The sequence below is a fragment of the Clostridiaceae bacterium HFYG-1003 genome (assembly GCA_024579835.1).
Classification (GTDB): domain Bacteria; phylum Bacillota; class Clostridia; order Clostridiales; family Clostridiaceae; genus JG1575.
In genome coordinates this window covers 2,551,573-2,568,958 of record CP102060.1, presented here as the reverse complement: position 1 = coordinate 2,568,958, position 17,386 = coordinate 2,551,573, and the positions used below count along the sequence as shown (strand labels likewise).

Below are 17,386 nucleotides of genomic sequence, written 5' to 3'. Positions count from 1 at the left end.
AAATATTTTTTATGGTAAGGTTTTCTGCTTTGTGCCCTGATTGACGCGCAAATTGAATGGTTTTATGATGAAAAAGTAAAAACAGGGTAGCTGACTGGTTTTAGGATCATGCGGCAGCCGGTGGGGGGACCAACATGAAGGAAGAAAGACGATTTATTCTGCCGGAAGAACAAAACAAGGAAATGCTCCTTCGAATTCTGGACGAAAACCCGGAAATTCGATTTGTTTCAGTAGCCGGTGTGGATCTGATGGGACATGAAACCGACGAAAAGATACCAGTGGCCGTGTTCCGCAAGGACCTGGACACATTCCTGAACGGCACGGCGGTACAGACGGACGGATCCTCCGTTATCCTGCCTGGGATTGCCACGCTGAATAATGCCAAGATTGACATGAAGCTGGACTGCAGCGTGAAATGGTGGATCGACCGCAATGTAGAACATCTGGATCCGGAAACCGGCAAGCCGGTGGCCACGATCAAGATTCCCTGCTTTCTGTTCCATGATGGCAAGGCGGTTGACTCCCGTTCCATCCTGAACCGGGCGTCAAGCCATTTTAAAGCTCAGGTGCGTCAGCTGCTGGAGAGCCATCCTGAGTCGCTGCTGGAAATGGGAATAACTCCCGGAGACATTGACCGAATTGACATCACTGCTGCCACGGAGCTGGAGTTCTGGGTAAAAACACCGGACGAAAACCGGGACATGGAAGAACTCTCCGTTTCTCAGGAACTTAAGGAACAGTACTGGGCCAGAACCCGCGGCAATGTTCGCACCGCTCTGGAGAAGACGCTGCTGGTCATGGCTGATTACGGACTCCAGCCGGAAATGGGCCACAAAGAAGTAGGTGGCGTGAAATCCCGGCTGAACCAGAAAGGCTCGCTGCAGGGCATCATGGAACAGCTGGAAATCGACTGGCGGTTTGATCAAGCTGTTCAGGCAGCTGACAATGAAATCATGGTCAAGCTCATCGTCAAGGAAGTCTTCCGCCACATGGGAATGGAAGTCACTTTCCTGGCCAAGCCAATGGAAGGGGTGGCCGGATCCGGCGAACACGTCCATCTGGGTGTCATGCTTACTCTGAAGGATGGACGGAACGTCAATCTGTTTGACGGAGGCCGGTCTCACTTCATGTCGCGGTTTGGCTACGCTGCACTGATGGGACTCCTGAACAATTATGAAATCATCAGTCCGTTCATTGTCCAAAGCAATGATGCGTTCCGCCGACTCAAGAAGGGATATGAAGCCCCGATCTGTACAGTAACCTCCCTGGGTCAGACCCTGGAAATTCCGTCCCGTAACCGGTCCATTTTAGTCGGTCTGATCCGGGATGTGGAAAATCCCCTGGCTACCAGGTTTGAACTGAGATCACCCAATCCTCATACCAACACCTATCTGGCGATGACCACCGTGCTGCAGACCATGCTCCACGGCATGACCTGGGCGGTTGAATCCGGGAAGACGGAGGATGATCTGTTGAAGGAGCTGTCCAAAGCACCCGGAGAAGAGGCGCAGTACCTGGAGACAGAACGGATGTATCGTTCCGAGGAGGATGTCTTTACTGCCTTCACCGATGAGGAGCGGGAGCGCTATTTTGGCCATTTCCCGGCAACGGTCTGGGAGAACGTCCGCCATTTTGAACTGTATGCGCCCAAGAAAGAGGTCCTGACCCAGGGCGGTGTCCTGACGGAACAGCTGATTGATTCCTTTGGTCTGGCTGTCACTTCCAAATGGGCGCTGGAACTGGATCACCGGATCATTCCCAATTTCATCAAAGAAATCCGGAGCATGAAAAAACTGCACCACTCAGTGGATTCACTGGATGAAAAGCGGTGGAACCGGATCCACAAGCTGCGGCAGCAGCTGATGGTGGATGAAGAGGATCAGCTGAGCGTAATCGGCACGATTCACCAGGCGATTCTGAAGAAAGATTATCAGACAGCCTCCGATGCTCAGATCAGGATGTACGAACTGATGGCTGAATTAAATGGTTTGTATCGGCGGTACCGCATGAATATCCTGGACTGATCCGATTGAAAATGAACAGAAAATGAATAAAAACAAGTAAAAAAAGAGGAAGTTGTATGGCAGTACAACTTCCTTTTATCATGGGATTTTTTGTCTCCCCCGCAGGAGACGGCAGAAATCAAACGGTTGAATTCAAACCTTTGTTCTAATATTGATTATATTCGAACGCCTGTTCCCTGTCAACACTGGCAAAAAAATGATTGAAAATCCCTGATCATATCAATATGATCGAACGATTGGTTAAATAATGAACAATAATTCTGGATCCAATACAGTTTCGAACCGGTAATTAATTTGATAAAACCGATTAGATTACGGAATCATCAACAAAGTGTAACAAACAACTTGTTGTATTAACATATTTGTAATTGTTTAACGAAGGTTGAACGAATTGGTTTGATTCAATTGACACGTTAGTTAGATGGATATATTATTGATGCAAAAGCATGGGTTATCATCCTGAAGAAAAAGGAGGATGAGACCCGGATTTTTGGGGAGATTTATTTCTCCCGGGAACGTCAGAAGCATGGGATATAAAAAGAGACCTGAGCTCCTGCAACGATTGGGGGGCCCATTAAGGGCAAGAGTCATCAATAGAAGAGGGGGGAATCAAAGTCAGCAGAGGATTAACAGAAGACACGCGGTTCGGTACTTCATAGGAGAGTCAGACGATAGGATCGCCTGACTCTGAGCCCGACTGAGGGGTAAGTTTTCCAGGTCGCTGTGACCTGGCCATTTGGGGAAATGGTTTTAACTGAGTCTTAATTTAAGGAGGAAACATGAAACGACTATTATCATTCCTGATTGCAGGAGTTATGTTGTTTGGCTCGATTCCGGCATTTGCTGAGAATCAGTCGGCGGCAGGAGTCTCACCCTCTCTGACCTTTGGTCAGGCCGAGGTGGATCCGCTCATCGCCAGCGAATTTAAAAAAGGGAATAAGCACATTCCCATCGTTGTTTATATGAAAGACAGTCTGGACAAGCAGCAGCTTTCCACCCAGGCCCTGGCAAAAGGCATGGATCGGCACTCTGCTGTGGTGGATGGACTGAAAAGCACAGCATTCCGCGCTCAGCAGGGACTGCTGCAGAATCTGAACGAAAAGGTGAAACAGGGAACCGTAGAGGATGTCAGATCCTTCTATGTAGCCAACGTAGTTGCGTTGGATGCAACGGAAACCGTCGTCAATGAGCTGTCCAAGCGCAGCGACGTTAAAAAAATCCTGTTCGACCGGGTCATTCCGCTGGAAGTCCCGGAAATCGTTCCTTCCGATCCGGAAATCCGTACATCGGATGAACGCATCGAATGGAACATTTCCAAGATCGGCGCGGACGTCCTCTGGGAAGAGGGAATTACCGGAAAGGGAATCACCGTCGGAATCATCGACTCCGGTGTTGACGGAACTCATCCGGCCCTTGCCAGAAAATGGAAGGGAGCAGGCCAGGCCAATCCATCCGATTATTGGATCGATTGTGTTGCCGGAAAACCGCTGCCTTATGACGAACTGAGTGTTCCACACGGAACCCACGTCACCGGAACCATTCTGGGTTCAGAAGCCGATGGCTCCAACCAGATTGGTGTAGCTCCGGATGCTCAGTGGATTGCAGCTAAGGCGTTCAACGCTGATGGCGGTTCCATTGCAGGATTAATTAAGGCCGGCCAGTTCATGCTGGAGAAGAAGCCGGATATTGTAAACAACAGCTGGGGTGGAAATCCTGGTAAGGATGACTTCTATGTAGATGTTGTCAATAGCTGGGTCGCAGCAGGCATCACACCGGTATTTGCCGCCGGAAATGCCAACTCCCAGGTTCCGCAGGTTCCCGGTTCCATCGGAAACCCCGCAAACTACATGAACGTCCTGGCTATCGCGGCTACGGATAAGGACGATGTTCTGGGTAACTTCAGTTTGCTCGGACCTTCACCCTATGATCCGACCAAGATCAAGCCTGACCTGTCGGCGCCTGGCGTCAACATCCGTTCCTCCATCGCGGGCGGCGGATATCAGTCCGGATGGAACGGCACCTCCATGGCAACCCCTCACATCGCCGGTGTTCTGGCGCTGATGAAGCAGGTTCACAATGCAGAACCCAACCTCTTTTATGAGGACATCCTGAGAAACACCGCCATCCCGCGCACCGACGACATGTTCCGGCAGAGCCCCAACATGGGTTATGGCTATGGTGTCGTTGACGCCTATGCAGCCGTTCACTCGGCTCAGCAGGGACAGGTTGGAGTGATCCAGGGACGTGTTCTGGCTGGTTCAGCCACTCCGGGAGAAACAGCGATTTCTCATGAGCAGCTGCTGAAGGTTGGATTTACATCCAGCGACCTTGACCTGACCGCCGCGGTAAAAGATACTGTTTCTGTCACCAAGGTAAAAGCAGTAGTCACCCAGGGTGAAACGGTCAAGGAATATGAGATGAAGGATATTTCCGGCGATGAAAAATCCGGAGAGTATCAGATTCTGGTTCCGGCAGAAGACCTGAAGGAAGCCAGCCTGACCTATCGGTTTGAAGCAACAAACTTCAACGGTGTGGTTACAAAGAGCCCGGACTATACCATGGATATCAAATTTGGTATGAAGGCCGGATACTTTGAAAACTTTGAAGCCGATCCGGTCGGCTGGTTCTGGGATGGAGACTGGGAACTGGGAACACCCGCCAAGGGACCCGGCAAGGCATTCTCCGGTGAAAACGCACTGGCAACCAAATTAAAAGATAAATATACCGGCCCCGCCAACAGCACCATCATCACTCCTCCGCTTGATTTGAGAGAGCTGGATACGGCATATCTTACATTCCAGCACTGGATTGATACACCCACCGTTCTTGATTACGACCATGGCCGTGTGTTCGTCACGACTGATCTGGGAGAAACCTGGACGCAGCTGGAAAAAACTTGGAAGGGTCAGAGCACCGATTGGACCGAGGCCGGAGTTAACCTGAGCGATTACGCAGGAAGTGAAACCCCAGTCTTCGTTGCGCTGGACTTTTTCTCCGACTATGGAGACCAAGGAGATGGCTGGTTTATTGACGACTTCTCGTTCAAAACATCTCAGGGCGAAGTGCCATCGGATGTAACCGGACTGAAGCTTGAAGAATCAACGATCAACTACATTAAGCTGGCGTGGGATCCGGTGGCTGATGTCACCCTGGACCACTACCGCGTTGAGCGCCTGAATGAGTGGAGCGGTGAATATGACGTAATCGCCAAAGTGAATGCCACTGATTACAGAGATGCCAGCATCTACTCCAATAAGACCTATGAATACCGCGTGTCAGCCGTAGACTTCTCCGGCAAAGCATCGGCTGTTCCTGCCAAGCTGACTGTTGACTCACTCAAGAGCGACGAGTTCTTTAAAGCAAAATTCAGCAATACCTGGAATACGTACTTCAAAACCGGCGGAATCAATTCCTGCTGGCAGTACGGTGAAGTAGAATGGAACGAATTAGATGAAAACGCTCCATCCAAGCCGTACAATTCAAACTACGTTTGGGGAACCAATCTGACCGGCGATTATCGCAAACGGTCCGACAGTTACATCCAGAATGAGACTGCCTTCGCGATTCCCGCAGAAGGACATGCTTACCTGAACTTCACCCATTGGTATGAAATTGAAGAGGGTAATCCTGCCGAGTACGGTGTCGTACAGATTTCTGTCGATGGCGGAGAAACCTGGACCGATCTTTCAGAGAAGTACGCCGGAGAAAAGAAAGTCTGGAGTGATGTGGAAATTTCTCTGGACAAGTACCGTGGAGAATCCAACGTCCTGCTTCGGTTCACACTTCTTTCCGATGACCTGTTCCAGTATCCGGGCTGGTACATTTCCGGTGTAACTGCATACTCCCTGCCGGAAGCAGTTGAACCATTAAAAGAAGCAGAACCTGTTAAAGAAGCAGCAGCGCCTGAAAAAGAAGAGGCGGAGAAAAAACTGCCGACGCAGAGCCTGAAACTGCAGAGCGTTCAGACCGCTGGTATCGCACCGGCCGTTGAAACCGCCGAACCTGCTGCGCAGGCACCGGTAGGAGCAACCATCCGGGTCGTTGAAACGGGCCGATATGCTACCAGCTCCGCCCGGACCGGTGAATATCGCCTGTTCCACAAAGTGGCTGATCAGATCACACTGCGGGCAGAAGCTTATGGCTTTGAAGCGCAGTCCCTGAAGTTCTCACTGGCGGCTGATGAAACCAAGACCGTTGATTTCCATCTGGAACCCAAAGCCACCAACAAGGTGACTGGCGTCATTCTCGATGAAACCAGCAAAAAGCCGATTGCCAACGCGAAAGTCAGAGTCCGTGAGGACGTCCGCGTCGCGGAAGTGGTCACCGATGCCAACGGACGGTTCGAACTTCCCAGAATATATGTAGGAAGCTACACACTGGTTGTATCCCATCCGGATTACCTGGAAGGCGAAAAAACCGTGCATGTCCTGGCTGATTCAGCAACTTCTGCTGCCGTGGAACTGAAACGTTTCGTGGGTTATGAAGTGGTTCAGTCATGGGATGACGGTTCAGGAGAAAACTTCCTGGTCCTGGGCAAGAATGCCGGCAACGTGGTTCTGTTTGAACCCGGTGAATTTGTAAAAGTGAAGGCCATTGACGTATTCTTCGGAAAAGAAGGCTGGCCGGTACCCGGCGGTACTTCATCCTCTGTGGCCATCCTGAGAATGAATGAAGATGGAACACCCATCGGATTTGCCGCTGCTCCCAAGCCGGTTGAAGTCAAACGCGGCGAGTGGAATACCTTCGACCTGTCCGATATGGACTTCAGTACTTCAGGCATCTTTGGTCTGGCAGTAATTCAGACCACAGCCAGCGAATACTCACCGGCCATGGCGCTGGATACCGGCGGCACGGACTTCGTGCCTCAGGAACGCAGCTATGTCTACTCCGGCGGCGGACTGACTCCGCTGTCACAGCTGGGCGTAGTCGGAAACATGATGATTCGCGCCAGATATGCAAAATCTCTGGAAAATATTACACTGGACAACTTGAATGAAGTCCATTACGTCAACACCCGGGAACTTCCGGTTTCAGGAAGTGTTCAGGGCGACTGCTCCGTCAACCTGTACCTCGATGGCCGTTTGGCTGCCACCGTCCAGACCGCGGATCGCAAATTCAACACAACTCTGACCCTGACCGGAGACCGCCACGAACTGACGGCTACGGCGATGAAGGATCAGAAAGAAACGACCCCGACCAAGCCGGTTACGGTGATTTTCGATAACGCCAAACCTGAACTGAACGTCACCCTGCCCTGGGATCAGACCGTTCAGGCAGACCGTTTCCTGGAAACAACCGGAAAAGTATTTGATGCCAACTTTGACCATCTCACCATTCAGGGAGAACCGGTTGAAGTGGAATCCACCGGAGCCTTCCGGCATGAACTGATCCTGAACAACGGCAGCAATGTTGTCGTCTATCAGGCAGTCGACAAAGCCGGCAATGTGACGGAAGTACGGCGCAACGTGGAAGTTAAGCCAGTTGCTCAGCCGACCTTCGAAGCTCTCTCCCCGCTGGCTGATACCAAAGTGGTAGCAGGCGACGTGGTTAATCTGCAGGCGAAAGCTGCCAAGGGAACGGTTTCCTTCCAGGTCAGCCTGAGTGATGTGCCCGACGCGGCCGCATGGAAATCCATGACCGCGGCAGACGGTGTCTTCACCGCACAGTGGACAGCCCCGGCAATCGGTCTGGGAAGCTATTATGTTCATTTCCGTCATCAGGACGGTTCCGTCGACAAGAGCTATATGGCTCCTGGCAAGATCATGGTCGGAACCGCATCAGTTACACAGCGCATCGCCGGTGCCAACCGGTACGCGACGGCAGCGGAAGTTGCCCGCATGTTTGGCACAAGCGAAAAAGTCTACCTGGTCAGCGGTGAGAAATTCGCCGATTCCGTGGTAGCCGGACCTCTGGCCCGCCAGAACAAGGCACCGCTCCTTCTGACCAAGCCGGAATCACTGACCCCTGAAACCGCCTCGGCGCTTTCCTTCCTGAAAGCGAAGGAAGTCGTCATTGTCGGCGGAGAACTGGCTGTTAAGCCGGAAGTCGAAGCCAGCCTGAAGGCCCTGGGACTGACGGTTACCCGAATTGCCGGAGCTACCCGTTACGAAACTTCCGCTCTGGTCGCTGCTTCCATGAAGCAGGATGGCCGCTTCCTCGTTGCCTCCGGTGAAAGCCTGGCCGATGCCATGGCAGCCGGATCCTATGGACTGCCCATTCTGCTGAGCCCTGCCAAGACCCTGGATCCCAAGGTTGCCGCAGTCCTCGACGGAGCTGCCGAAGTGACTCTGCTCGGTGGTGAGAAAGTTCTGGATGCTGCCCTGCCGGCTCAGATTAAAGCGGGAAAAGTAACCCGTCTGGCCGGAACCACCCGTTATGAAACCAACGTGGAGATCCTCAAGCACTTTGCCGGAACTCCCGAACAAGTCGTTTTGGCAAACGGCACAAGCCTGGCAGACGCTCTGACCAGCGCTCCGCTGGGACTGCCTGTCCTGCTCAGCACGGACAAGGCACTGCCGGCAGCAGCCAAGACCTATCTTGAGGCTTCAACGGTCCGTCAGGTATTGATCCTGGGCGGTCATCTCGTCATCAGTACAGAACTGGAAACAACCATCCAGTCCCTGCTCAAAAATTAGGAGGAATGTATGAAACGATTTATAGCGATCCTTCTGGCCTTTTTGATCCTGCTTCCCAATCAGGCTGTTCTGGCAGAGCCAGTCAGCATGCTGCGGGATCTGAATGAAACTCGGGATCTTTCGGTCAAGCTCGCGCCTGAAGTTGTCAAAACCCAGGGCGAAAGCGGTCTCCACGATTATCTGATCCAGATGGAATCCTCTCTTGTGCTCGAGCAGCTGCCTGTATCCAGGCAGCTCCTGGCCCAGGGGCTTACCCAGAAGCAGGCTCGTGGCGTAGCCACTGTTCAGGCTTTGAAATCCGAAGCGCTGATGACTCAGCAGCCGATTCTTCAGCAGCTGGAGAAGACAGGCTTTGAGTATGAATCCTTCCACATCGCCAACATGATCTGGCTCCGGGCAGATTATCAGACGGTGGAACAGCTGGCAATGAATCCGGCTGTCCGCAAGATCTATGCGGACAAAGAGACTCATATCAGCGAAATGATCCCCTCAGCTGCTCCCCAGGCGGGCGATGCCACTCCGCTGCAGTGGAACATTAAGCAGATCAACGCTGACCAGGTCTGGAATGATGGAATCACCGGACAGGGAATTGTTGTCGGTGTCATCGATACAGGAACAGACTGGACCCATCCTGCGCTGAAGCAGTCCTGGCGGGCCTACAATCCAGCCAATCCGGACCAGCCGCTGGAAAGCGAACTGGCCTACAGCTGGTTTGACGGAGTCGGCACCAGCAAGCTTCCCTTCGATGACAACAATCATGGTACACACTGTGCCGGAACCATCCTGGGACATGAGCCCGACGGTTCCAATCAGGTCGGTGTAGCTCCCGGAGCAAAATGGATTACGGCCAAGGCCTTCAACAGCGACGGCGGCGGATCTTTCCGCGCTATGCTTCGTGCAGCTGAATGGATGCTGGCACCGGGCGGCGACGCTACCAAAGCTCCGAACATTGTCAACAACAGCTGGGGTGTCGGCGACGGCGTCGATGACTGGTTCCGTGACATTGTCCGCGCATGGCGCGCCTCTGGCATTGTTCCACTGTTTGCCGCCGGAAATCAGGGGCTGTTTGATCCGGCTCCGACCCCGGGAACCATTGAAAACCCGAGTAACTACCCCGAAAGCATCGCGGTAGCAGCTACCGACATTGACATGAAACTGGGCTCCTTCTCCAAACTGGGCCCCTCACCCTACGACCCGTCTCTGATCAAGCCGGAAATTTCCGCGCCTGGTGTGGCGGTCCGGTCTTCCATGGCCGGCGGCGGCTATGAGGAAATGGATGGAACTTCCATGGCAACTCCTCACATCGCCGGTGTCGCTGCCCTGATGCTGTCTGCCAATCAGAACCTGTCAGTGGATGACATTCTGCAGACGCTGGAAAAAACTGCTACCCCTCTGACCAACTCCAAATATCCGGTTTCCCCGAATATGGCAATGGGCTATGGTCTGGTTAATGCCAAGAAAGCCGTAGATTTTGTCTCCGGCGGACTCGGACAGCTTAAGGGAACCGTTCTGACCGAAGGAACCGATAATGGTGCGCCTGGCCTGACCATGAATCCCGGCCTGTCCTTTGCCTTTATGGATGCCGATTACGTAGTTACTGCCACCGCTTCTGACGATGTCTCCATCGTCAAGACCGAACTGCTCTACAAATGGCAGGCAGACGAGACCTTCAAGGTCATGGAAATGAAACGCACCGAAGGTGATGAGAAAAACGGCACCTACACCGGAATCATTCCCAAAGCGCCTTTCTTCTCGGCTGTTACCGGAGCTGAGGGAACCGGCCTCAAAGAAGGCGAGATGACCTACAAGGTCCGGACCACGGATTTTGCCGGAAACATTCTTGAAACGGAACCTCAGAAAGCAATGCTTTCCTTTGGAATGAAGCGCGACAACTGGAAGGAAGAATTCCAGGGCGATCTTTACGGCTGGTTCCTTCTCGGGGACTGGAAACAGGGATCTCCCAAAGGATACGCCGAGCCAGCTCCGCTGATTGGCGACAAGTATGTCGGAACCAACGTGGGAGCTTCATCTCATCATGAAGATACCGTCAGCTATCTGATTACTCCGCCCATCGACCTGCGCGATGACACCGTGGAGGAAGCAACCTTCAAATTCCGTCACTATTTTGAAATGGCCAAGAACTCTTCCGTTGCCCGGGTCATGGTGACCGACTGCAACGGAGAAGAATGGTTTGACCTGACACCGGAGTACTTCACCGGCAAGAGTGACGGCTGGCAGGCTGACTCAGTTAGTCTGTCCAAATATGTTGGAACCGATGTTCCGGTGTACCTGGCCTTCATCCTGACGGCTGGCGGATATGTCGAAGGTCCCGGCTGGTACATCAACCAGGTGGAACTCGAAGGCAAGGATGTCACCGCTCCGGTGCCCCCCACAGAAGTTAAGCTGGTTCGCGAAATTGAAGGACTCACCCTTAATTTTAAGGGCTCCTACGATGGCGACACCGTTCGCTACGATGTATACCGCAGCTCCAACGGCGGTGACTTCACCAAAGTTGGCGAGACCACTACCAAAACTTATATGGATACCACCGTGGAAGACGGCGTGGAATACACCTACAAGATTCGTTCCGTTGACGGAGCGGCCAACGCCGGTGATTATTCCGAGGCGGTCAGCGGCAAAAAACTTTCCTTTGATACCCTCATCGGCAGCGATTTTGAAGCCAATGACGGCGGATTCACCACTCAGATTGTTCCCCTGGACAACGGCCGCGAAGCAGTTAACAGCTGGGAATACGGCAAAGTAGTCAAGTACGGTCCGGGCCGCGCCTGGAGCGGAGAGAAACTCTGGGCTACCATCATCGCCGGGGACTACCTGGATGATTCCAGCAGCCGCCTGCTTACCCCGGAAATTGTTGTTCCTGAAGGGGACGGCACTGTCGTTCTGAACTTCCGTCACTGGTATGACGGAGAAAAATACTGGAGCTTCAATACTGCCTCCGATTACGGTCTGGTTGAAGTCACCGCTGACGGCGGACAGACCTGGGATCTGATCCCCAATGCCAAATGGGCCGGTCACATCAGAGAATGGCAGAAAGGCATGTTTGATCTGTCAGCCTACAAGGGCAAGACCATTCAGGTTGCATTCCGCTTTGTCTCTGACAAGTGGAGTTTCGGTTCAGAAACCTTCATTGGCTGGTATGTCGATGACATCGGCGTATACCGGATCAAGGACGCTGATTTCACAGTCAGCGCGCTGGACAAGCAGCCCAAAGCCATGGTCGCTCCTGAAAAGATGACCGAACCGGGTCTTCTGACCCAGTACAAGCCGCAGGTCAGCACTGCGACACTCGCGCCGGAAGTGAAAGCCAACCCGGTAACCGCCATCCCGATGCGGGAAGCCCGCGTAGAAGTGGTAGAGAAAGGAATTTCTGTTCCGGTCAACGCTGCGGACGGAACCTGGAGCATGCGCTTCCCGGCAACGGAAAAAGCGACGCTCAAAGCCAGCGCTTACGGATATTATCCGGAAACCAGAACTTTTACTCTGACCAAAGAAGGAACTGTTGAGGAAAACTTCGTTCTGAAGAAAATCCCGCGTTCCGTTGTCACAGGAACCCTGACAGACATCAACACCGGAAAACCGGTAGTCGGTGCTCAGATTCGTCTCCTGGAAGACGGCAAGATCAGCCCTGTAGTTACCGATGAAACCGGAAAGTTCACCTTGAAGGATATTTTCGCCGGCAGCTATACACTCCACATCTATCACCCGGACTATGAAATCATGACCGTACCGGCCGAAGCGGCTCTGGGTGATCCCACACCGCTGAGCCTCAAGATTCAGCCCTTTGTGCCTTACCGCAAGGAACTTTCCTACGATGACGGCACAGCCGAAAACGCGGTCAGCCTTTCAAAGGCTAACTATGGCTACGGCGTGGTCTTCCAGCCGGAAGAACTGGCTCATGTAAAATCAGTCAGAGCTTTCTTCTGGGGCAATGACTATCCGATCCCCGGCGGAAACGAAATTCAGCTGGTTCTGATGGAAGTCAATGACTACATGATCCCGCAGCAGACCAGACTTTGTGAACCAATGACGGTGACCGTACGCCGCGGCGAATGGAATACCTTCGATGTCTCCAGCCTGAACCTGAAGACCGACAAGCCGTTCATGGCTGCCTTCATTCAGCCGGATAGCGGAGACTACTGCCCGGCCATCTCCGTTGACAATGACACGGAACTGGGCAACACCCGCTCCTACATCTTTGACAGCTCCATGATCATGTCCCTGCCCGATGCTGAATTCCAGGGCGGATTTATGATCCGGGCCGAAATGGATTACTCCATGGATACTCCGGTGATCACAGGTGTTACTCCTGCCAGACAGAAGGAATCCGTATACTACACCGATCAGGAAAAAGTTGAACTCCAGGGTGAAGTATCCGGTCCCTCCAAGATCGAACTGAACCGCAATGGTTCCTCCTATGCCACTGTAAGCACTGCGACAAAGTCCTTCAAGACTTTGATCAAGCTTGAGTCCGGAATGAATGAAATCAAAGTCCGGTCCGAGGTTAATGGCGCTTATACTCAGTACTCCGCACCGGTCAAGGTTGTCCGCGACCAGGTTGCTCCTGCCATCACACTCACAGAACCGACAACTGAAGTTGTGACATCAAGAGTTCTGGATGTTAACGGCCAGGTTAAGGATGAAAATCTCGAAACTCTGACCATCAACGGCAAAACCGTAGCAACCGACAAGGATGGCTCCTTCGCTCATTCCCTGATCCTGAAGGAAGGCATCAACATCGTTGAGATCAAGGCCACTGACCTGGCAGGAAACGCAACGAGCAATCCGCTCCGGATCGACTGCCAGCCGGCATACGCTGAAGTTCTTGTAACGGATGCTGCTCCGGCCGCCAGCCTTACCGTTTACGGCGGAGAGCAGGTCAAACTGCATGTCGAGTCCAATCTTGTCGGCGCCAATGTCAGCTTCCAGCTGTCACTGCCGGCAGGTACCTCTTACGATCCGGCCATGACAGAAGTCGCAGCCGGTGTCTACGAAGCCACCTGGACTGTACCGGCTGAGCTGGTTCAGAATGACATCAAAGTAACGTATGCCCTGACCCGCGGCAGCCAGCGCGCCGTGAAGGAAGCGGAAGGACGGATTCAGGTTCGTGCCCGCGGAATTCGCCGCATCAGCGGAACGGATCGCTACGCAACCGCCAGCGCCATCAGCCAGTTCGGCTTTGAGCGCAGCGAACGGGTCGTCCTGGCCAACGGCAACTCATTCGCGGATGCCATGGTTGGTGGAATCCTGGCCGGCCAGTGGCAGGCACCGGTTCTGCTGACTGATAAAGCCGGTCTGTCCGAAAGCCTGACCAAGGAACTGGAACGTCTCGAAGCCAAGGAGATCACACTCATCGGCGGAGAACTGGCCATCAGTTCCGCGGTGGAAGCTGAACTCAAGGTCAAAGGCTATACCGTCAACCGCATCAGCGGAGCCAACCGCTATGCTACCGCCGCCAAGGTGGCAGGAACCGCAGCATCTGAAGCGGAGACTGTTTATCTGGCAAGCGGTACCAGCTATGCCGACGCCATGAGCTTTGCTCCGTTGGCTGGTCAGATGGGGGCAACCCTGCTCTTAACCGATGGCAAAACCCTTAGCCCTGAAACCAAAGCCGCTCTGTCGGATCTCAAAGCTAAAAAGGTTGTTCTCATCGGAGGAAATCTGGCACTGTCCGACAACGTGGAAAATGAAGTCAAGGCGCTGAACCTGGAAACCGAACGGATCCAGGGAGCGAACCGCTATGCTACCAACCAGGCCCTGATTGCCCGGTTCTACGGAAATCAGGCCAGCGGACTGCTCATCGCCAGCGGCGAAACCTACGCTGACGCCCTGACCGGAGCCGGACTGGCAGCCAAAATCGGCCAGCCCCTCGTTCTGGTGAAAGGCGATCAGATCACAGAAACTACGCTGACTGCTCTCAAGGCCATGGCTCCCAAGGAGATCACGGTCCTGGGCGGAACACTCCGGATTACGGATGCCGCCTACAATCAGCTGGCGAACGTTCTGAAATAAACCAATGAACACAATGGGATGGTGCGGCATCATGCCCCCTCCCATTGTTTTTTTAGAAAGGATCTGTTTTGAAAAGTTTGATCGAAATCCAACGAAGCGGACGCGGTCTCTTGACACTCCCCAAACGCAACTATATGATTGATTACATGAGGGGAGGGAGAACGTCTTTGAATATGAATTTTGCCACTGAACCCGGTGAAGTCATGGATTTTTTCTTCAGTTTATGGATGTTCCGGAATGCGGAGCGTGTCATGGAACGAAGAGAATTGTCCGGTTTGCCGCGAATCAGTGATTTCGAAAAATGGATGATGGAGCAGTATCAGGAGAATTCCGAGCTGCTTAAACTGCTCGCTCCCTATACCAATTATTTGTTTGAGCCAACTTATATTCTGCCCCCGGATACCCTGTTCTCATACCCCACCATCGAGTCCTTCCTCGAAGCCATGGTCAGAATGACACCGGAAGAAACCCGGCTGCAGATCAGCCGTGTGCTGACGATTCTGCTGCGTGACCAGTCGGATGAGCAGGAGGAGGTGGCCGATCCGATTTACTCGGATGAGGAAATGCTCACCATGCTGGAAGAAAGCCAGATTCCCAGTGAAGTGAAATGGGAGCTGTACCTGCTGGTGCGCAATAAACAGGCTTATCTGGATAAACTGGCAATGGCATTCAGTGCCTGCATTCCGCTCTACCGTAAGATTATGGTCGAACGGGCAAGAGCTCTGGAGGGCTGGAACCAGAAAGTAAAAGCGGAAATCGAACAGGATCCGGAAGCGTTCCTGCGCAAATTCGAGAAATATTATGACTTCAGTTCCTTTGATACCATCCAGGTGACATCTTCGGCCATGGTCACGTTATACATCAGTCTGGATAAGGACGGTGAAGTCATTCTCATGCTCGGACCGAACAGTGAGCTTGCCCTGCAGGAAGAAGATTCGGATGAGGACCTGAAAAAGGCCCTGGTCCAGCTGGGCAACCTGACTGAGAACTCCAAGTTCATGATTCTCCAATTCCTTGCGGAAGGCGATCATTTTGGCCAGGAAATTGCTGAAAGGCTTGATCTGACCAAACCGACCGTTTCACATCATATGAACTACATCATTTCCCAACACTGGGTAACGGTTCGTCAATCCGGCGTCCGCATGTACTACCGGTTGAACCGGGATCAGGTGCTGCGCGATCTGGAACACGCCACCCGACTGATCCGGCAGGCTTTGGCCGAACCGGAATCCCCACCAATCCAATAATTCATCAGGGACCGCCAATTGGCGGTCCCTTTGTGATCGCTCCCTATGATTAAGGGTGCAGCGGTTCCCATCAGACATTGGGGGTTTGTCAGTCAAGATGAATCACTGTGCAGAGAATGGGGACACTCCTGTTGGCGAAAGGGGATACTTCTGTTGGTGCTGAACAGTCAGGTGTCATTCCGACAGATTGACAGTCTGAGAGATGATTATAAATACCTTCTCGTGATTCGATTCATCGGGTCAAGGTAAAGATGTAAGTCAGTAAAAAGATCAATGTAACGAGGGTTAGCACTATACTAAGTTGTGGCCTGCCAATTAAGCCAGACGAACCCCGGATAAAGCAGAAGAGGTTGTTCAAGACTTATTCATTTGGTCTGAGTCATAATATGCCATATAATAGAATAGGTACAAAATTTAAAACAAATTTTCAGGAGGAACTCAAATGAATCCAATCGTAACAATACAATTAAAAAACGGCAGTGTGGTGAAAGCGGAATTATATCCGGAATTCGCGCCCAATACCGTGAAAAATTTTGTCAGTCTGGTCAAAAAAGGCTTCTATGACGGACTGATTTTCCATCGCGTCATTCCCGGCTTCATGATCCAGGGCGGAGATCCGACCGGAACCGGAATGGGCGGACCGGGCTACTCCATCCGCGGAGAATTCTCCGGCAACGGATTTGACAATGCCCTGAGACATGACAAGGGGGTTCTCTCCATGGCCCGCTCCATGCATCCGGATTCGGCGGGATCGCAGTTCTTCATTATGGTGGAACGCGCGCCTCATCTGGATGGACAGTATGCCGCATTTGGCAGGGTAATTGAAGGCATGGAGGCTTGCGACGCAATTGTCGGTGTTCGCAGAAATGCTCAGGACCGTCCGCTGGAAGACCAGATCATGGAGAAGGTTACCGTGGAAGGCGCCGACGAGATGGACGAGCCGGAGGTGAAGCGGTAATGGAACGCAATCAGCGCAGAGTTCTCCTGGTTCATGGACTCGATTCCATGGATCTGGCGCGGCTCCAGCTGATGGGTCACGAACTGGTTCTGATTCATCAGGAAAACGGAGGCGGGCTGATCCGGGATCTGATTGACAATAAAGGAACACCGGCCAGCGCCGAGCTTCCTCCGGAACGAGTCGTCATCTTCAATGGCTACTCGGATGAAGAACTGAAAGCAGGCGTGACGGGGATTCGTTCCACCTTCCCGGTACGCCCAATCATTGCGGCAGTGACCGATAATTCCTACGACTGGAGTTTTGAATTCCTGCTCACCGAACACCTGATTCAGGATCGTGACTGGAATCTGAAGAATTCCAGAGAATACCGGGAAAACCTGATCAGGGAAAATCAGGCCGAAGAAGCCCGCCGCGCTCAGGAACAAACAGAATCCGACGACGGATCCTCTATGCAGTAAGCAGGATCTGTCACAACTCATTGAAGACAGACGA

General features: G+C 52.7%; 6 protein-coding genes. All 6 read left to right on the top strand.

Translation table 11 applies throughout. The features are described 5' to 3' along the window. The first annotated feature begins 134 nt into the window (after positions 1-134). A complete protein-coding gene (locus NQU17_11505) occupies positions 135-2,024 on the top strand; it encodes a glutamine synthetase (GenBank protein ID UUM11270.1) in 1,890 nt (629 codons plus the stop codon). Positions 2,025-2,803: 779 nt separating this feature from the next. After that, positions 2,804-8,659 (top strand): S8 family serine peptidase, encoded by a 5,856-nt coding sequence (locus NQU17_11500; protein UUM11269.1) that lies wholly within the window; start codon positions 2,804-2,806, stop codon positions 8,657-8,659. 9 nt (positions 8,660-8,668) lie between these two features. Beyond that, positions 8,669-14,689 (top strand): S8 family serine peptidase, encoded by a 6,021-nt coding sequence (locus NQU17_11495; protein UUM11268.1) that lies wholly within the window; start codon positions 8,669-8,671, stop codon positions 14,687-14,689. 251 nt (positions 14,690-14,940) lie between these two features. Next, positions 14,941-15,936 (top strand): ArsR family transcriptional regulator, encoded by a 996-nt coding sequence (locus tag NQU17_11490; GenBank protein UUM11267.1) that lies wholly within the window; start codon positions 14,941-14,943, stop codon positions 15,934-15,936. Positions 15,937-16,378: 442 nt separating this feature from the next. Beyond that, positions 16,379-16,894: a peptidylprolyl isomerase gene (locus tag NQU17_11485; GenBank protein UUM11266.1), complete on the top strand. Its 516-nt coding sequence runs from the start codon at positions 16,379-16,381 to the stop codon at positions 16,892-16,894. Continuing rightward, the gene (locus NQU17_11480; GenBank protein UUM11265.1) at positions 16,894-17,352 is read left to right on the top strand and encodes a DUF3783 domain-containing protein; all 459 of its coding nucleotides are present in this window, start codon (positions 16,894-16,896) and stop codon (positions 17,350-17,352) included. Before NQU17_11485 ends, NQU17_11480 begins: the two co-directional genes overlap by 1 nt. Positions 17,353-17,386: the final 34 nt, after the last annotated feature.